Here is a 16,462-nt window from a genome sequence, read left to right on the forward strand (position 1 = left end):
CACGAACAGCGCTGGATCCCCTCAGCGCCTCTCGGAGGTTCTTGCCACCGCGAGCTGGATCCGCGAGGAACACAGGGGTCGGCCGACCTCAAGGGCCTCCGCGCTCAAGGTGCGGAGCCCCGCGGATCGTGTCCGTGCACAGCGTGCCGAGTCACCGAAAGCGGTTCCACGCCGCCTCCGCGCACAGGGCGCTCGTCCGTCGTGGTCAAGCGTCGTCCAAGCCGCCGTGATCACCTGGGGATTCGGGCCCGACGCGTCAACGGCGGCCGCCGCCCCGCGCTGATTCGGAGGGCGTACGAGATCGCACCGGGGACCTCTGTGCAGGAGTGAGGAGCGGCGTCGAGATGTGGTCGCCCCGTCCCGCACCGTTCGGGAGCAGCGAGCGGCCCCCGCCTCCCGGGCGTGATCCGGGCGGCGGGGGCGGGGGCTCGACTTCAGGGGGCCTCGTCGGTGGTGGTCGACCCCAGCTCGTTCAGCCAGGCCAGGTGGCTCGCCAGGGCCGTGCGCCCCTGGGGGGTCAGACGGAACCAGGTCTTGGGGCGGCGACCGACCGCTCCCTTGCGGACCTCCAGGTAGCCGGCGTCCTCAAGGGTGCGGCTGTGCTTGGAGACCATCGGGTCGCTGATGCCGATCAGGTCGCGCACGGTGGCGAAGTCGATCCACTTGGCGCCCTGGAGGAGCGCGCACATCGCCAGGCGAGGGCCGGTCTCCAGTTCCGGGTGGCGCTGGGCGTTCACGCCCGTACCCGGCCGTCCTCGATGTCGCGGCGCATGGAGGCGTGCACCCACAGGTAGCCGCCCAGCGAGGCCAGCGCCACGGGTCCCAGCGCGGCCAGGGCCAGGCCCTCCTGTCCCCGTCCGACCAGGGTGTGGATGGCGATCAGGCCGAGGACCGTGACGATCATGACGACCACGCGGGGGCGTCGGGCGCTGGGGTAGGAGCTGGCCCAGCGCGGCAGGGTGACGCCGGTGCGGCGTCGACGAACCCAGCTCAGGCCAGCCGCCGCCACGGCCACCACGAGCAGGATCCACTGGAGGTAGCGGCCCTCGATGGACAGCAGGGACATCCAGATCGGCAGCCCGGCGACCAACGTGCAGCCGACAGCCTGGACGACCCAGAAGGAGGCGGGTGGTGCGGTGTGGGCGGCGAGCCTGCGGCGGGCCTCGGCGGCCTGGTCGAGCGGGGGCGTGGGGTCGGCGTCCATGACGATCTCCTGTCCGTTCATCAATTACTTTCTAAAAAGAAAGTAGATTCCATGGAGGGGTGCTGTCAACCCCGGGAACCGCGCGACCCAGCGGCGTCGAGGTCCGACCCCGCGACGGACACCGACCCTCGCTCTTCTTCACCCAGGTGGACGAGACGAGACCGGGCACCCACCGCCCGCGCCTCGATCCGCGTGCGGAGGATCAGGCGGCGGTCGCCGACGCCCTCGTGGCCAGGGGCGCCACGCGCGCCGCCGTGGGCCAGCCCGCGTGGCGCGCCCCCCTGGGTGGTGCTACGCGATCCCGAGGGCAACGAGTTCTGCCTCCTCCAGCCACGGGACGAGGAAAACAGGCGAACACGCGGCCCCGCCCGCGTCGGCGAGCCGCCGTCGCGGCGCGGGACCGCCCGACCCGAAACCGAGCGGCCCCGCCCCCGCCGCCGAGGGTCACAGGGCGTGGCCGCCCGCGACCTGCACCACCTGCCCCGTCACCCAACGGGCCTGGTGGGAGGCCAGGAACACCACCGCGTCAGCGATGTCGCCCGGCTCACCCACCCGACCCATCGGAATCACCTCCCGGGCCCGCTCCAGCAGCTCCGCGTCCATCCACCCCGTCTGGACCGGTCCCGGAGCGACCGCGTTCACACGCACACCGCTCCCGGCCAGGTCCAACGCCATCGACCGGGTCAACGCCTCCAACGCCGCCTTCGACGTCCCGTAACCGGTCTGGCCGGCAAAGGCCCGCGCCGCGTCGGTGGAGATGTTCACGACGCACAGGGGCTCCCCCTCCCGGCGCCGCCCCACGACCTCGGAGGTCAGCACGGCCGGAGCGACGGCGTTGACCCGGTAGTGGCGCTCCAACGAGGCGTGCGTGAACGACCCGACACGGTCGGGGCTCTCACAGTGCGCGGCGTTGTTGACCAGCACGTGGACCGCCCCGGCCCGCTCGGCCACCTCACCCGCAAGAAGGGACGGCCCCTCGGGGTCGGACAGGTCGGCGCTCACAGCGAAGGAACCGTGGCCCAGCTCGCGCGCCAACCGGTGGGCCTCCTCCTCGTCGGGGGTCACGTGCGCCCACACGGTGCCCTTCGGCGCGGGCCGCTCCTGTGCCAGACAGTGGACGGCCACGCGCGCCCCCTGCGCGGCGAAGGCGCGGCTGATCGCCGCGCCGATGTTGCCGGAACCGCCCGTGACCAGGACGGTGCGTCCCGCGAGGCCGGTGTCGATCATCAGTTCCCCTCCATGGGTGTTGGCTCGAACAGACACAAGAACACACCGGACGAGGAGGGCCACGGGGCCAACACGGGAACACGAAAGAAGGAGAATCGACGCGCACGGGCGACCTGGACCAGAGCGGGATCACCACCCGGCAGTGACGCTCGCCCTCACTCCCGAGCCAGCGCCACCACCCGCCCCAGGTGGTACTCCACGATGCCCAACATCTCAGCCCGGTCAGGATAGTCCCCGTCCAACAACCGCAACGGCCCGGCCACCAACGACAGGTGCTCGGCCCACGTGTACAACTCCGTGCGCGCCGGGTCCAACCCCGGCCTCTCCAGGTGCCGGTACAGGTCACCGAACCGGAACCGCAGGAACACGTGCTCCCACTCGACGTCGAAGAACATCAACCCCTCGACGTCGATCAGCACCGGCTCCCCCGCAGGGTCCACCAACACGTGGTCGGGCCCCAACTCGCTGTGCACCAAACCGTGTTCGAACCTGGGCCCCACCCGTTCGAACAACTCGTCCAACCGCACCCGCACCCGGGAGGCGACCTCCGCCAACTCCGGCCTGCGCCGCGCCCCCTCGTCCAGGTCCACCAACGCGCGCTCCACCACCAGCTCCGCACACGAACGATCCCGCACCAGCGGCCGCGACACCTTCCCCACCCCCGCCTCCGATCGGGTGCCCATCGCCGCCAGAGCCTCACCCAACCGGCCCAGCACCCCCCGCACGAAGGCGGGATCACCGTGGACCATGTGCTCCTCCAGCGTGGGGCCACGCACATCCTCCACCAAAGCCACGTCCGCGCCCATCTCCTGGTGGTCGCGCTCCACCCACAACACACGCGGGGTACGCACCCCCACCGACGCCAACACCTCGGTGGCACCCACGAACAGGTCAACACCGTCGGCGTGTGCGAAGGGCCCCTCCCCGGTGTGCGGATCCGGCCAGTAGTTCTCCGCGCCACTCCACACGTAGGCGACGACACTGGAGTCATCGGCCAGCAGCAACCGGTACACACCCTTCTTCGTGCCGCCGCGCAACCGCTCCACCCCCACGACACGGCCCCGACCTCCCAGGGCGCGACGGGCCAGTTCCCTCAAGGGGGCGGTGGGAGAGAAGGCACGCATCGAACACTCCAAGGGGGTGGGGGCGAAACCACACAACCCTAGACGCCCGCCCCTTCGTCGATCCCAGGCAGGCTCACCGTCCCCCCGCGTTCACACTCCGTTACACACCCTTGGCTAGCGTCACCAGCGTCCCGCCCCCACACGAAGGCGACCCCCTGATGACCGCCTCCCCCCGCTCCGCTCCACGCCGCCCGCTGCGCATCCGCCACGCCCTGGCCCTGCTCGGCGCCAGCGCCCTGACCCTGACCCCCGTCGTGGCCCTGCCCGCCACCGCCGCCGCCCAGCAGGCCCCCGAACGGCTCACCCTGTCCCCCACCGCCGACCCCGCCACCTCCCAGACCGTGACCTGGCGCGCCGACCACGGCCCCGACGCCGTCCTGGAGATCCACCCCACCAGTGACCCCGACCAGGTCACCCCCGTCCCAGGGCACGTCAGCGGCCACGCGGGCGGCACCCACTACGCCGCCACCGCCACCGGCCTGACCCCCGACACCACCTACCGCTACCGGGTGGGCGACGGCGACCGCACCGTCGGCGACTGGCACACCTTCACCACCGCTTCCCAGGACGCCGACCCCTTCAGCTTCCTGTACTTCGGCGACATCCAGAACGACATCACCTCGGGCGCCGCCCCGGTGGTACGCGCCGCCCTGGCCGCCGCACCCGACGCCGAACTCGCCGTGCACGCCGGAGACCTGATCGACCACGCCAACAGCGACTCCCAGTGGGGAGAGTGGTACGACGCCTTCGGCACCCCGACCACCGGCGGCATCAACCACGTGACCGCCCCCGGCAACCACGAGTACTCCGGCACCAACCTCAGCGACCACTGGACCCCGCAGTTCCCCGGCGCGGGCAACGGCCCCACCCAGGGCGCCGACCTGAACGAGACCGTCTACCACACCGACTACCAGGGCGTCCGGTTCGTGGTCCTGAACTCCAACTACCGCAACACCACCCCGCTGCGTCCCGGCGCGTGGCTGGACAGCCAGCAGGAATGGCTCGACCAGGTCCTGGACGACAACCCCCACCCGTGGACCGTGGTCACCTTCCACCACCCGGTCTTCTCCAACAGCCCCGGCCGCGACAACGCGCCCCTGCGCGAGTCCTGGCTCCCGACCCTGGAGAAGCACGACGTGGACCTGGTCCTCCAGGGCCACGACCACTCCTACAGCCGCGGCAACCTGACCGCGAACCGCACCGAGGACCCCCACACCCACACCGGCCCGGTGTACGCGGTCACGGTCACCGGACCCAAGATGTACGACGCCCGGGACGACAACTGGACCGCGAACGGCGCCGAGGCCCGCGTCCAGCTCACCGACACCCAGACCTTCCAGACCGTGGAAGTGGACGGCCCCACCCTGGAGTACGTCGCGCGCACCGCCGACGGCCGAGTCGTGGACTCCTTCACCATCGCCAAGGACGACCAGGGCAAACGCGTGACCACCACGTCCTGACCGGACCCTGCCCCTGGGGGGCGCCCGAAGCCGCGTGCGGGCGGCTCGGGCGCCCCCGCCCCGTCCCCGGGGGCCTAGTGGACCCGCTCCAGAGCCGACTGGGCCTCGGCCATGACCAGGTCGGCGTTGATCGCCGCCCCCGCCCGGTTACCCGCCGCGGCCGACCCGATCACCTGCTCACTCAGCGAGGTGACGTTGCCCGCCGCCCACACCCCGGGCACCGAGGTCGCACCCATCGCGTCCACCTCCACGTGGGTGCCCATGACGTGCTCACCCATCCGCTGCTCGCTCACCGCCACCCCCAGATCGCTCAGCAGCCCCGAACGCGCACGCATGAACGTGGGCACGACCACCGCACGCACCGAAACCACCGCGCCGTCGCGCGTGCGCACCCCGCTCACCCCCCGCTCGTCGGACTCCACCGCCCGGACCGGGGTGTCGACCACGGTGACCCCGCGTGCCAGCAGCTTCTCCCGCCCCTGCGGACCCATGTCCCGGTCGGGGTCGGCGAACACCGTCACCCGATCGGTCCACTGCCGCCACAGCAGTCCGGCGTGCACCGCCACCGGGCCGTCGGCCACCACCGCCACCGGCTCATCACGCACCTCCCACCCGTGGCAGTACGGGCAGTGCAGCACCCCCGAACCCCAGTGATCGGCCAACCCCGCGATGTCGGGCAACTCGTCCACCAGACCCGTGGTCACCAGCAACCGCCGGGCCGCCACCACCGAACCGTCCTCACACCCGACCCGAAACCCCGACCCGGCCCGCTCCACCGACACCACTCGACCCGAGGTGACCACACCCCCGTAGGAGGCGACCTCCGCACGGCCGCGCTCCAACAACTCACCCGGGGCGATCCCCTCCGACCCCAGCAGCCCGTGCACCCCCTCAGCAGGGGCGTTACGCGGACGCCCCTCGTCCACCACCAACACCGACCGGCGCGCCCGAGCCAGCACCAAAGCGCCCGCCAGACCAGCCACACCACCACCGACCACCACAACATCCACATCGCGCACGGGTGCGTTCATCACAGACCTCCCTGAGTTCGTGCCCCCATACTCACCCCCACCCCACCACCTGACAACAATCCTTGCCAGAACAGCAAAACACCAGGTGGAAACCACCCCCACCACGCAACCCCGCCCACCATGCCCTAGGCTCCCCACCCATGGACAGCCTGTGGAACACCGACACCGTCTGGCTCAACACCGCCCAATACGGCATCCCACCCACCACCGCGCACCAAGCCCTCACCCACGCCACCCACGCCTGGCACACCGCCACCGCCAACCCCCACCACTGGAACCAGGCCACCGAAACCACCCGCACCCGCTTCGCCCAACTCCTCAACGCCCCCACCGACGACATCACCCTGGGCGCCAGCACCGCCCAACTCGTCGGCACCATCGCCGCCTCCCTCCCCGACGGCGCCCACATCCTCCTCCCCGAAGGCGAATTCACCTCCACCACCTTCCCCTTCCACGCCCAGGCCGACCGAGGCATCACCGTGCACACCGCACCCCTGCACGCCCTGGCCGACCACATCACCCCCACCACACACCTCCTCGCCTACAGCCCCGTCCAATCCTCCAACGGCGCCCTCGCCCCCACCGACGACATCCTCACCGCCGCCCGCACCCACCACACCCTCGTCCTGGCCGACGCCACCCAAGCAGCAGGCTGGCTCCCCCTCGACGCCACCCGCTTCGACGCCCTCGTCTGCTCCGCCTACAAATGGCTCATGGCACCCCGAGGCCTGGCCATGGCCTACCTCTCCCCCCACCTGCGCGCCCGACTACGCCCCACCAACGCCGGACCCGTCGCCGACGCCGACCCCACCACCGCCTTCTACCGCGACCACTTCACCCCCGCCCCCACCGCCCGCGCCTTCGACCTCTCCCCCAACTGGCTCGCCGCCGTCGCCGCCGCACCTGCCCTGGACACCCTCCTCCACCACGGCATCGACCACATCCACACCCACAACACCCGCCTCGCCGACCGCTTCCGCGCCCACCTCGACCAACCCCCCGCCCACTCCGCCATCACCACCGTGGACCACCCCGACGCCCTGACCACCCTGCGCGAAGCCGGCATCGTGGCCACCGAACGCGACGGCCACACCCGCCTGGCCTTCCACCTGTACAACACCGAAGCCGACGCCGACCTCGCAGCCAAGGCACTCACCACCTGACCCCACACACGAAGAAGGGGCCGGCGCGCCCACCCGGCACACCAGCCCCCGCTCCCTCACCCTCAGGGAACGATCCCCGAACGCTCGGGCCGCACGTTCCCCATCACCCGCTTCACCACGATCTCGATCACGACCCGATCCGGGTTCACACGCGGCTCCCGATACCGCAGCGCGTAACGGCGCACCGCCTCGGCCACCGCCTCCGGATCACGGCTCACCCACGCCTCACCCTCCAACGTCGACCACAGCCGCCCCTCCACCTGACACACCGACACCCGCACCCCCGGCCGCGCCTCGAGGTTGCGCACCTTGAAACTGGACGCCGCGGAGATCACGCGCGCCAGGTGTCGCTCCGGGTCATAGGTCACCCCCACCGGCACCTGGTGCAGACTCCCGTCCGGGCGCGGCGACGCCAACGTGCACAGACGCCGCTCCCCCCAGAACACCAGGAACGGGTCCGCCTCCGCCGACCCCTCCACCCCGCTCACGTCCGGCCGCTCCACCACAGGGACCCCCTTCTCCAAGGTCAGACAACACGCACCCCCACCCTTCCACCCCCCGCGACAGGACCGCCCCCACCCCCCGACCAGGAACGCAAGGCCCCCCAGCGCACCGCCACCCGCCCCGCGCCGGGCCAAGTACACCGGTAGGGGGCAACAGCCGTAGCGGAGTGCGGCCCCTGGACCCTGGAACAGAAGCCAGACACCTGACCACGAACCATTGGCCGGGCAGACCCCTTCCACACGCCGCGCCGCGCCCCAGTGCGACGAACCAACGCCCCACCCCCGTGGTCACCCCGTTCCACCCCCCGTGTACACCGCCACCACCCCCCACACCAGCGGCCACCTCACCCGCCCCGACGGCCACCGCCTCTTCTGGCAGGAATGCGGCAACCCCCACGGCACACCCGTCCTGGCCGTCCACGGAGGCCCCGGCTCCGGATCCCACACCCGCTGGTCCGGCCTCACCGACCCCGACCACTACCGCATGATCCTGCTCGACCAACGCGGCACCGGCCACAGCACACCCGACATCGCCGACCCCACCGCGGACCTCACCACCAACACCACCCCCCACCTCATCGACGACTTCGAAGCCCTACGCACCCACCTGCGCATCGACCGATGGCACGTCCTGGGCGCCTCCTGGGGATCCTGCCTGGGCCTGGCCTACGCCCAGACCCACCCCGACCACGTCATCTCCCTGGTCCTGTTCGCCGTCACCACCGGCACCCGCGCAGAGATCACCTGGATCACCCACGACATGCGCCGCGTCTTCCCCGAACAATGGGAACGCTTCCGCGCCGCCGCCGGACCCGACGCCGACCCCCGCGCCCTGCCCGCCGCCTACGCCCGTCTGCTCGCCGACCCCGACCCCACCATCCGCCACGACGCCGCCCAGGCCTGGTGCCAATGGGAGGACACCCACGTGGCCACCGTCCCCGGATTCACCCCCAACCCCCGCTACGCCGACCCCGCCTTCCGGCTCACCTTCGCCCGCGCCGTCACCCACTACTGGGCCAACGACTGCTTCCTCGCCCCCAACCAACTCATCGACGACCTCGACCGCGTCAACCACATCCCCGCCACCCTCATCAACGGCCGCCTCGACATCAGCGGCCCCGCCGACACCGCCCACGACCTCGCCCGACGCTGGCCCACCGCCGAACTCGTCATCGTCGACGACGCCGCCCACACCACAGGAACCCTCGGCATCGGCGCGGCCGTGGTCGCCGCCACCGACCGCTACGCCCACCTGGCCTGACCCCCGGGCCACACCAACAAGAGGGGGACCGGCGCGCCCAACGCCGCCGGTCCCCCTCAGGCCCTAGGCCAGCTCCCGCACCAACCCCACCGTGCGCTCCAACTCTTCCTCCGAGTTGTAGTAGTGCACCGACGCCCGCACCACCGCGTGCCCGGGACCAGGCGACCACCGCTGATCAAAGGGCCGCGCCACATTCGCGCGCACCCCCCGCTCCCGCAACGCCCCCACCACCCACTCGGCCTCACGCCCAGCCACCGAGAACGTCACGATCCCCGACAACTCCCGCCCCCGGTCATGCACCTCCACCCCCGGCACCCCTTCCAACGCCGACCGCAACCACCCCGCCAACCCTCCGATGCGCTCCCGCGCCCACCCCATCCCCACCCGCCGCGCGTAGGAGGCCGCCACCCCCAACCCGACCTGCGCCGCCACCGCGTGTTCGAACACCTCGAACCCCGCCGCGCCGGGCAACACCCGGTACTCCTCCGGACCACTCCACCGCCCACCGACGTGGTTGACCGCCAAAGGCTCCCCCAACCGCGTCCCCGCACGCACATACAAGAACCCCGTCCCCCGAGGCGCCCGCAGGAACTTGCGGCCAGTCCCCGAAAGCAGGTCACACCCAATCCGCTCCACATCCACCTCCCACTGCCCCACCGACTGGCAGGCGTCCAACAGATAGGTCACCCCGAACCGCCCACACAACGCCCCCACCACCTCGGCCGGGTTCACCAACCCGCTGTGCGTGGGCATGTGGTTGATCGCCACCAACCCCACATCCCCACGCCCCAACTCCTCCTCCAACACCGCCACATCCACCACCCCGTCGGCGTCATCGGGCACCACCTCCACCCGCACCCCACGCAACGCCGCCAACCGCAACAACCCCACCCCGTTACCGGAGTACTCACTGGTCGTGGTCAGCACCCGCTGCCCCGGCTCCAACACCACCGCCCCCACCGCCATCGACCACGCCTGCGACGCCCCCTCGAAGAACACCACCTCTTCCGGCGACGCCCCGATCAACGCCGCCACCTCCCTCGTGGAACCCTCCACCGACTCAGCGGCCACGTCCCGCGCCTCGTACCCGCCCACCCGAGCCTCCAACTCCAGATGAGCCACCACCGCCTCGTGCACCGGGGACGGCACCAACGCCGACCCCGCGTTGTCCAGGAACACCAAACCCGCACACCCCGGCGTCTGCGCCCGCAACTCCGCGACGTCCACCACGCACCCACTCCTCACGTCGGCCAACACCCACCCCCGAACCCTGCCCCACCCGTACCGCCCCCACCACCCCAGCACCTGACCAGATGTGGCCCACACCGCCCCCACCACCCACCCACCACAGACCAACCCACCCACCGCCATCAGCCACAATGGCCAACAACCCACACCACCCGAAGAAAGGGCACCCGGCTGCCATGGCCATCCCCAAAGCCGAACTCCACCTCCACATCGAAGGCACCCTGGAGCCCGAACTCGCCTTCCACCTCGCCGACCGCAACGGCATCACCCTGCCCCACACCGACATCCAGGCCCTGCGCGACGCCTACTCCTTCACCGACCTCCAGTCCTTCCTGAACCTCTACTACGAACTCATGGACGTCCTGCGCACCGAAGCCGACTTCCACGACCTCGCCGAGGCCTACCTCACCCGCGCCGCCACCCAGGGCGTCCGCCACGCCGAGATCTTCTTCGACCCCCAGGCCCACACCAACCGCGGCATCCCCCTGGACACCGTCATCAACGGCCTGGCCGCCGCCCTGGACACCAGCCTCGAACGCCACAACATCTCCACCAGCCTCATCCTGTGCTTCCTGCGCGACCGCCCCGCCAACGAAGCCATGGACACCCTCAACGCCGCCCGCCCCCACCTGCACCACATCAGCGCCGTCGGCCTGGACTCCGCCGAGGTCGGCAACCCACCCGAGAAGTTCACCGAGGTCTTCCAAGCCGCCGCCGAACTCGGACTGCGCCGCGTCGCCCACGCCGGAGAGGAAGGCCCCGCCGACTACATCTGGCAGGCCCTCAACCTCCTGGGCGCCGAACGCATCGACCACGGCATCCGCTGCCTGGACGACCCCACCCTGGTCACCCACCTGGCCACCACCCAGACCCCCCTCACCGTCTGCCCCTTCTCCAACGTGCGCCTGCGCGCCGTCGACACCCTCGCCGACCACCCCCTGCCCACCCTCATGGACGCCGGCCTGCTCGTCACCGTCAACTCCGACGACCCCTCCTACTTCGGCGGCTACGTCCACGACAACTACCTCGGCCTCCAGGAACACCTGGGCCTGGACCACGACCACCTGCGCACCCTGGCCCGCAACTCCTTCACCGCCTCCTTCCTGCCCGAGGAACGCCGCCAGGCCCTGCTCGCCGAAGTCGACGCCTACACCTTCTGACCCCACACAACGTCGAAGGGGCCTCGCGCACACGCGAGGCCCCTTCGACGTTCGACCGATCACCGCCAGTTCAACGACTGACCGTGCTCCCCCGTATAGGCCACCACCCGACCATCCACCGCCAACGTGAAGTCGTTCTCCACCGGCGGCCGCGCACCCTCCCACTCCGGGAAGACCCGCCACCCCTCGTTGGACACCCAGTGCCCCGGCAACCCGCCCATCAGCCGCTCCAGATCCGCGCGCCCACCCTCGGACAGGTAGGCCGCCACCGCACTGTGGAACACCACCAACGTCGCCCCCTCAGGCGCCAGCTCCGGCAGAGCCTCCACCAGGTTCCCCGCCACCATCACCGGCGGATCGGCCGCCACCACCGACGCCGCCGCCCGCAACCGCTCCACCCGCTCGCGCCGGTGCTCCCCTGGCCAGACCAGCGACTCCAACCAGCGCACGTCGCCCTCGTCCGCGGCGTCCAGCGGGTTCAGGTCCAACCCCGCCCGCCACACCACGTGCGGCACCCGCCCGGGCAGAGGCACCCCACCGCTGGTGCGGCACTCCAACAGCACCGGGCTCTCCCCCGGCCCCAGGGGAGCACCCCCGTCGTAGGAGTAGCGGTACCGGTCCGGGTACAGGCACAACCCCGCCGAGGCCCCCACCTCGACCAGTGCCAACGGACCCTCCAGCCGCGCCAGGACCGGCAACAGCGTCGCGCACCGGCGCACCTCGTTGGTCTGGGTCATGCGCGCCATCACCACCCCGCGCACCCGTTCCCAGTGCTCCTCCACCCACACCCGGAACCCCTCCCAGGTCCCGGTCGGCCCACCCAGGTAGCGCACCGCCCCCAGCAGCAGGTTGGGTTGGCGCTTGTTCCCCTCCGGCAGGCTCAGCACCAGGTCCTGTATCCGCGCGTCCCGGGCCACCCCCAGGGCGATGCGCTCGTAGTCGGGCGAACCCCCACGCGCGTAGCTGCTCGCCAACCACCGGTACCGGTCGGCGACCCGTGCGCGCTCGCCCGCCGTGTCAGCACTCACCGTCGCACTCCTTCACGAAGACACCAGGTGCGCGGCAACCTACCGCCCCCGGGTCAGCCCCCCGGGAACCGACCCCACCCCACGATCACGCGCCTTCCCGCAGACACCCGTCACACGACCACACAACCCACCACACCACCTGAAGGGCGCCCCAAGCCCCACAAAAACCCCACCAAGCTGATGTCCCCCTCACCCACCCACCCCTACGCTGAACAACGAGACCAAGGACACGAACACATAACGGGAACTCTCACACGCCCGGGACGATCCCAGGCAGGAGACAACCACCCACACGAACGGACCCCCGTGAGGCTCTCCACCCGTCACCACCTACGGCACACCACCCACCACACCCCCACCGCAACACCCCTGCTCACCTTCCACGACGTGTCCCTCACCCACCCCACCGAACCCAACCCCCTCCTCCACCACCTCGACCTCACCATCAACCCCGGCCAACACATCGCCCTCATCGGACTCACCCCCACCGCCACCCGCGCCCTCACCCACCTCCTCCATCACCACACCAACCCCACCACCGGCCACATCAGCCCCCACACACCCATCCACACCACCCACCCCAACGCCACCCTCGCCCAAACCATCACCGGCCACACCCACCCCAACCCCCACGACCCCCACCTCACCCACGCCCTCACCACCACCCACCTCGACCCCCGCCACCTCAACACCCCCACCGCCGACCTCGACCCAGCCCTCACCACCCACATCCACCACGCCCGCACCCTCTACGCCCACCACACCGGCGCCCGCCTCCTCCTCATCAACCAACCCACCACCCCCACACCCCGACCCACACCCACTACCGCCCACCTCACCCTCACCAACCACCCCTCACTCGCCCGCACCGCCGACCGCATCCACCTCCTCCACCACGGACACACCACAGAAACCGGCACCCACCACCAACTCCTCCTCCGCGGCGGCGCCTACGCACGCCTGTACGCCCTCCAGAGCACCCCCACCTAAACTGACCCCGTGCCACCCATCACCAAGGAACTCACCGTCGGCCAGGTAGCCGAACGCGCCGGAGTCGCCGTCTCCGCCCTGCACTTCTACGAACGCCAGGGCCTCATCCACAGCCGCCGCACCACCGGCAACCAACGCCGCTACCGCCGCGACACCCTCCGCCGCGTCTCCTTCATCCGCATCTCCCAACGCGTGGGCATCCCCCTGGCACGCATCCGCGACGCCCTGGACCAACTCCCCGAGAACCGCACCCCCACCCGCTCCGACTGGGCCGCTGTCTCCGCACAGTGGCGCGACGAACTCGACGCCCGCATCACCCAGCTCGTCCGCCTGCGCGACGACCTCACCGGATGCATCGGCTGCGGCTGCCTGTCCCTGAACACCTGCGTGCTCTCCAACCCCGACGACGAACTCGCCTCCACCGGCCCCGGCCCCCGCCGCCTCATGGTCGACTCCTTCAAGGACGAGGAGTAGGTCGTGTTCTGGCTCCTTCCGCCCACCCGTCGCCCTCCACCACCCTCAAGGGACGCCTGCGGCGCGGTGCTTGCCCTCTTCGTCGCCCTCCACCACCCTCAAGGGACGCCTGCGGCGCGGTGCTTGCCCTCTTCGTCGCCCTCCACCACCCTCAACGGACGCCTACGGCTGCGCGGTCACCTCGCGTCACCCACCAGGCTGCCTCTCGCCACACCGATGAAGCCCGCACAGCCAGCCCCGGGCGGGCCCCGCTGTGCGACTCTCCGGAGCTGGCGTAGCAGCGCACAGTAGAGGCAGTTTCGCTCCACAGCTGGCGGGAGACGGCCGGGCCCCACTGCGGGACTCCTCAGAACCCGCGTAGCGGTGCACAGCAGGGGAGATGGCCGCCCGCATCGATCGCGCCTGCCGCCACCGGCGAAAGCATCCACAAAGCACGCCCCAGAGCCGCCCTAGCACCGACCGGGATGCGGCGGCGGCCCCCGCGACACCCACCCACGGGCTCGACCAACGCCACCCACGGGGCTCAACCCCTGATCGGCGCAGGCGCAGCGCCCCCGCCCCCACACACGACGAAGCGGCGGCACCCCCCCAGGGGGCACCGCCGCCACACACACCCGCTACAGACCAGCGGCCTCGTCACGCCCGCGCCGGGCCAACTCGTCAGCGCGTTCGTTGCCCTCGTCGCCGTTGTGCCCGCGCACCCACTTCCACTCCACCTCGTAGCGCGAGGCCACCTCGTCCAGGCGCTGCCACAGGTCCACGTTCTTCACCGGCTTCTTGTCGGCCGTCTTCCAACCGCGCTTCTTCCACCCGTGCACCCACGAGGTGATCCCGTTGCTGACGTAGGAGGAGTCGGTGTGCAGCAGCACCGGCACGTCGCGCTTGAGGCTCTCCAGTGCCTGGATGGCCGCCATGAGCTCCATGCGGTTGTTGGTGGTCTGCGCCTCGCTGCCGAAGAGCTCGCGCTCATGTTCTCCGTAGCGCAGCCACACACCCCAGCCCCCCGGGCCGGGGTTGCCGCTGCACGCCCCGTCGGTGTAGATGACCACGCGTTCCGTCGACCCCTGGTCGACCTCGTCCCCGTTGTGCATGCGGGGCAATCTACCGCCCTCGCCGGTCACGAAAAGGCCACAACCCCCATGACAAGAGCCACTTACAGGGCCAATCAGTACCAATGGAGCCCACAAACCAACCATTGCGGACGCCCAGCCTGACCAAAGGCGCCCCCGCCCCGGCATGGGACCGGCCACCCGTGCACCCTCTCCGAGCACCCCTACCCGACCCGACCGCCCCCGAACACGCCAGTGGGGGCGCACCGGACACACCCGGCACGCCCCCACACGAGGCTCAGGAAGGCACTACTCCGCCAGTTCGCGCTCCAGCTCCTGGGCGCGCTCCTCCCGGCGGGCGAACACGTTGTCGGCCATCTCGTTCATCTTCTTCAGCACCCGCTTGCGCTCACGCGTCGCGAGCCGGTCGACGTAGAGCTTGCCGTGGGTGTGGTCGGTCTCGTGCTGGAGGCACCGCGCGAAGTAGCCGCTGCCGCTGAGCACCACCTCGGCGCCGTCCCTGTCCAGACCGCGCACCGTGGCGTGCTCGGCCCGACCCAGGTCCGCGTGCGGTCCGGGCACCGACAGGCAGCCCTCGCTCTCCACCACCACCGCGTCGTCGAGGTCGCGCTCGTCCAGGACCGGGTTGACCACGTGTCCCACGTGCCGCACCCCGTCGTCGTCGTGGCAGTCGTAGACGAACAGGCGCAGGTCCACTCCGACCTGGTTGCCGGCCAGTCCCACTCCCTCGGCGGCGTACATCGTGACGAACATGTCGTCGATCAGCCGAGCCAGCTCGGCTCCGCCCAACATGGAGGCGGGGACGTCGGCGTTGGGTCGGTGCAGGACCTCCTCACCGGTGACCGTGATCCTCAGGACACGGCCCCGGGCGGCCTCGGGGGCCAGCTCGGGATAGTCCGACACCTCCCGGCCCTGGACAACGGTTACGGGCACGGGCATGGACTGCTCCGACATGGTCCTTCTCTCAAGGCGGGCGCAAGTGGATAGGGCGGCCACAACACCGCCAACCACGAAAAATAGCACGAACCGACAGGTCACGCCGGTGCGTGATGCCCTGGGCGCCAGCCCTAACGGAACCACGCGTTGCCCTGGATGAAGCACCGCGCCAGGTAGTCGCGCAAGGACACCACCACCAGCCGCCTGCGGTCGCTCTCATGATCCCACACGACGATGCCCGGACCGTAGTCCGTGTGCACGTAGGCGAACTGGGGGCCCATGTCGGAGTCGCCGAAGAAGATCATCTCATCGAAGGGGGCGTACAGCTCGAGGTAGTCCGGTTCCTGGCGCATGGCCAGGTTGTCCTCCACCAGTCGGCGGGCACTCCACACCACCGCGTCCCCGTACTCGTTGGTCACCCCGTCGGTCTCCCTCAACAGGGAGGCCAACTCGAACGGCAGGGGCAGCATCAGGTGCTTCTCGACCTCGGCCAGGGTCACCTCGTCGGCCGGATCGCTCAGATCGGCCTCGGGATACATCTCCAGGATCAGTTCACGCCACACACCCACGATCATCACAGGTC

17 protein-coding genes and 1 pseudogene are annotated in these 16,462 nt (G+C 70.7%); 7 read left to right on the forward strand and 11 right to left on the reverse strand.

Annotation, left to right across the window (positions count from 1 at the left end; translation table 11 throughout):
• Positions 1-434 precede the first annotated feature (434 nt).
• Positions 435-737: a winged helix-turn-helix domain-containing protein gene (locus tag KBX21_RS01870; RefSeq protein ID WP_374225688.1), complete on the reverse strand. Its 303-nt coding sequence runs from the start codon at positions 735-737 to the stop codon at positions 435-437.
• Positions 734-1,225: a hypothetical protein gene (locus KBX21_RS01875; RefSeq protein WP_247665036.1), complete on the reverse strand. Its 492-nt coding sequence runs from the start codon at positions 1,223-1,225 to the stop codon at positions 734-736. The genes KBX21_RS01870 and KBX21_RS01875 overlap by 4 nt, the downstream gene beginning before the upstream one ends.
• Before the next feature lie 32 nt (positions 1,226-1,257).
• Here KBX21_RS01875 and KBX21_RS27185 point away from each other — a divergent pair.
• Positions 1,258-1,464 (forward strand): annotated as a pseudogene (locus KBX21_RS27185) (VOC family protein); the annotation flags it as partial.
• A gap of 184 nt (positions 1,465-1,648) precedes the next feature.
• On the opposite strand, the gene KBX21_RS01880 reads toward KBX21_RS27185, so the two are convergent.
• On the reverse strand, positions 1,649-2,431 hold the full coding sequence (locus tag KBX21_RS01880) for an SDR family NAD(P)-dependent oxidoreductase (protein WP_210840805.1): 783 nt from the start codon (positions 2,429-2,431) through the stop codon (positions 1,649-1,651).
• Between the two features lie 155 nt (positions 2,432-2,586).
• Positions 2,587-3,555: a phosphotransferase family protein gene (locus tag KBX21_RS01885; RefSeq protein ID WP_247665037.1), complete on the reverse strand. Its 969-nt coding sequence runs from the start codon at positions 3,553-3,555 to the stop codon at positions 2,587-2,589.
• A gap of 158 nt (positions 3,556-3,713) precedes the next feature.
• Here KBX21_RS01885 and KBX21_RS01890 point away from each other — a divergent pair, with 158 nt between their 5' ends.
• Positions 3,714-5,015 (forward strand): metallophosphoesterase family protein, encoded by a 1,302-nt coding sequence (locus KBX21_RS01890; RefSeq protein WP_210840806.1) that lies wholly within the window; start codon positions 3,714-3,716, stop codon positions 5,013-5,015.
• Between the two features lie 74 nt (positions 5,016-5,089).
• Here KBX21_RS01890 and KBX21_RS01895 read toward each other — a convergent pair whose 3' ends face one another.
• Positions 5,090-6,046 carry an NAD(P)/FAD-dependent oxidoreductase gene (locus KBX21_RS01895; RefSeq protein ID WP_210840807.1) on the reverse strand — a complete coding sequence of 319 codons (957 nt, stop codon included), beginning with the start codon at positions 6,044-6,046 and terminating at the stop codon, positions 5,090-5,092.
• Positions 6,047-6,186: 140 nt separating this feature from the next.
• On the opposite strand from KBX21_RS01895, the gene KBX21_RS01900 reads away from it, so the two are divergent.
• Positions 6,187-7,209, forward strand: coding sequence for an aminotransferase class V-fold PLP-dependent enzyme (locus tag KBX21_RS01900; protein WP_210840808.1), 1,023 nt, complete (start codon positions 6,187-6,189; stop codon positions 7,207-7,209).
• Between the two features lie 62 nt (positions 7,210-7,271).
• On the opposite strand, the gene KBX21_RS01905 is transcribed toward KBX21_RS01900, so the two are convergent.
• Positions 7,272-7,715: a pyridoxamine 5'-phosphate oxidase family protein gene (locus tag KBX21_RS01905; protein ID WP_374225689.1), complete on the reverse strand. Its 444-nt coding sequence runs from the start codon at positions 7,713-7,715 to the stop codon at positions 7,272-7,274.
• Positions 7,716-8,019: 304 nt separating this feature from the next.
• Here KBX21_RS01905 and pip point away from each other — a divergent pair, with 304 nt between their 5' ends.
• Positions 8,020-8,973 (forward strand): prolyl aminopeptidase, encoded by a 954-nt coding sequence (pip, locus tag KBX21_RS01910; RefSeq protein ID WP_210840809.1) that lies wholly within the window; start codon positions 8,020-8,022, stop codon positions 8,971-8,973.
• 63 nt (positions 8,974-9,036) lie between these two features.
• On the opposite strand, the gene KBX21_RS01915 is transcribed toward pip, so the two are convergent.
• Positions 9,037-10,200 carry an aminotransferase class V-fold PLP-dependent enzyme gene (locus KBX21_RS01915; protein WP_210840840.1) on the reverse strand — a complete coding sequence of 388 codons (1,164 nt, stop codon included), beginning with the start codon at positions 10,198-10,200 and terminating at the stop codon, positions 9,037-9,039.
• A 197-nt stretch (positions 10,201-10,397) separates the two neighbouring features.
• Here KBX21_RS01915 and KBX21_RS01920 point away from each other — a divergent pair, with 197 nt between their 5' ends.
• Complete coding sequence (locus KBX21_RS01920) at positions 10,398-11,381, forward strand: adenosine deaminase (RefSeq protein ID WP_049579934.1); 984 nt, start codon at positions 10,398-10,400, stop codon at positions 11,379-11,381.
• Between the two features lie 59 nt (positions 11,382-11,440).
• Here KBX21_RS01920 and KBX21_RS01925 read toward each other — a convergent pair whose 3' ends face one another.
• Positions 11,441-12,409: a DUF2332 domain-containing protein gene (locus KBX21_RS01925; protein ID WP_210840810.1), complete on the reverse strand. Its 969-nt coding sequence runs from the start codon at positions 12,407-12,409 to the stop codon at positions 11,441-11,443.
• Between the two features lie 306 nt (positions 12,410-12,715).
• Here KBX21_RS01925 and KBX21_RS01930 point away from each other — a divergent pair, with 306 nt between their 5' ends.
• Positions 12,716-13,399, forward strand: a complete 684-nt coding sequence (locus KBX21_RS01930; protein ID WP_210840811.1) for an ABC transporter ATP-binding protein — start codon at positions 12,716-12,718, stop codon at positions 13,397-13,399.
• A gap of 9 nt (positions 13,400-13,408) precedes the next feature.
• Positions 13,409-13,873, forward strand: a complete 465-nt coding sequence (gene soxR, locus KBX21_RS01935; protein ID WP_049579768.1) for a redox-sensitive transcriptional activator SoxR — start codon at positions 13,409-13,411, stop codon at positions 13,871-13,873.
• A 617-nt stretch (positions 13,874-14,490) separates the two neighbouring features.
• Here the strand turns inward: soxR and rnhA are convergent.
• From rnhA to KBX21_RS01950, 3 genes are all read right to left on the reverse strand, one after another.
• The gene (gene rnhA / locus KBX21_RS01940) at positions 14,491-14,964 is read right to left on the reverse strand and encodes a ribonuclease HI (protein ID WP_049579765.1); all 474 of its coding nucleotides are present in this window, start codon (positions 14,962-14,964) and stop codon (positions 14,491-14,493) included.
• A gap of 267 nt (positions 14,965-15,231) precedes the next feature.
• The gene (def, locus tag KBX21_RS01945; protein ID WP_210840812.1) at positions 15,232-15,897 is read right to left on the reverse strand and encodes a peptide deformylase; all 666 of its coding nucleotides are present in this window, start codon (positions 15,895-15,897) and stop codon (positions 15,232-15,234) included.
• 113 nt (positions 15,898-16,010) lie between these two features.
• Positions 16,011-16,454: an SMI1/KNR4 family protein gene (locus tag KBX21_RS01950; protein WP_049579761.1), complete on the reverse strand. Its 444-nt coding sequence runs from the start codon at positions 16,452-16,454 to the stop codon at positions 16,011-16,013.
• Between the last annotated feature and the right edge of the window lie 8 nt (positions 16,455-16,462).

Origin of the sequence: Nocardiopsis sp. B62, from assembly GCF_018070675.1 — a bacterium.
GTDB classification, from domain to species: domain Bacteria; phylum Actinomycetota; class Actinomycetes; order Streptosporangiales; family Streptosporangiaceae; genus Nocardiopsis; species Nocardiopsis prasina.

What these genes read in the sequence shown, in the direction of transcription:
- KBX21_RS01890 (WP_210840806.1), top strand. Translation starts at nt 3,714, where the DNA reads ATGACCGCCTCCCCCCGCTCCGCTCCACGCCGCCCGCTGCGCATCCGC.
- KBX21_RS01920 (WP_049579934.1), top strand. Translation starts at nt 10,398, where the DNA reads ATGGCCATCCCCAAAGCCGAACTCCACCTCCACATCGAAGGCACCCTG.
- KBX21_RS01900 (WP_210840808.1), top strand. Translation starts at nt 6,187, where the DNA reads ATGGACAGCCTGTGGAACACCGACACCGTCTGGCTCAACACCGCCCAA.
- rnhA (WP_049579765.1), bottom strand. Translation starts at nt 14,964, where the DNA reads ATGCACAACGGGGACGAGGTCGACCAGGGGTCGACGGAACGCGTGGTC.
- KBX21_RS01880 (WP_210840805.1), bottom strand. Translation starts at nt 2,431, where the DNA reads ATGATCGACACCGGCCTCGCGGGACGCACCGTCCTGGTCACGGGCGGT.
- KBX21_RS01885 (WP_247665037.1), bottom strand. Translation starts at nt 3,555, where the DNA reads ATGCGTGCCTTCTCTCCCACCGCCCCCTTGAGGGAACTGGCCCGTCGC.
- KBX21_RS01950 (WP_049579761.1), bottom strand. Translation starts at nt 16,454, where the DNA reads ATGATCGTGGGTGTGTGGCGTGAACTGATCCTGGAGATGTATCCCGAG.
- KBX21_RS01875 (WP_247665036.1), bottom strand. Translation starts at nt 1,225, where the DNA reads ATGAACGGACAGGAGATCGTCATGGACGCCGACCCCACGCCCCCGCTC.
- def (WP_210840812.1), bottom strand. Translation starts at nt 15,897, where the DNA reads ATGTCGGAGCAGTCCATGCCCGTGCCCGTAACCGTTGTCCAGGGCCGG.
- KBX21_RS01895 (WP_210840807.1), bottom strand. Translation starts at nt 6,046, where the DNA reads ATGAACGCACCCGTGCGCGATGTGGATGTTGTGGTGGTCGGTGGTGGT.